Below are 211 nucleotides of genomic sequence, written 5' to 3'. Positions count from 1 at the left end.
GTCTCCTGATTGTCGAGGTGCGCGTCGAGCTCCGCCTGCATGGCAGCCTCGGTCAACTGTTTGATGAGCGGCGTCAGAATGCCCTCCTTGCCGGTGAGATCTTTCCCTTCTCGCAGGGCTTTCAGCGCCGCGTCCATGTCAAATGTTGGTTGTGTCATACATCACCTCTTTCCTCTTAGGGTAGATGTGACACAGAATTCTGAACACTACC

1 pseudogene is annotated in these 211 nt (G+C 54.5%); it reads right to left on the bottom strand.

Annotated features, from left to right (window positions below):
* Nucleotides 1-158 (bottom strand): annotated as a pseudogene (locus ACT3RU_RS18015) (IS256 family transposase); the annotation flags it as partial.
* Between the last annotated feature and the right edge of the window lie 53 nt (nt 159-211).

Origin of the sequence: Halomonas sp. TP35 (assembly GCF_052375975.1) — a bacterium.
In the GTDB taxonomy this organism is placed as follows: Bacteria; Pseudomonadota; Gammaproteobacteria; order Pseudomonadales; family Halomonadaceae; genus Vreelandella; species Vreelandella citrativorans.
Note: the sequence above shows the minus strand (reverse complement) of the source record. Positions and strands in the feature narration are given on the sequence as shown.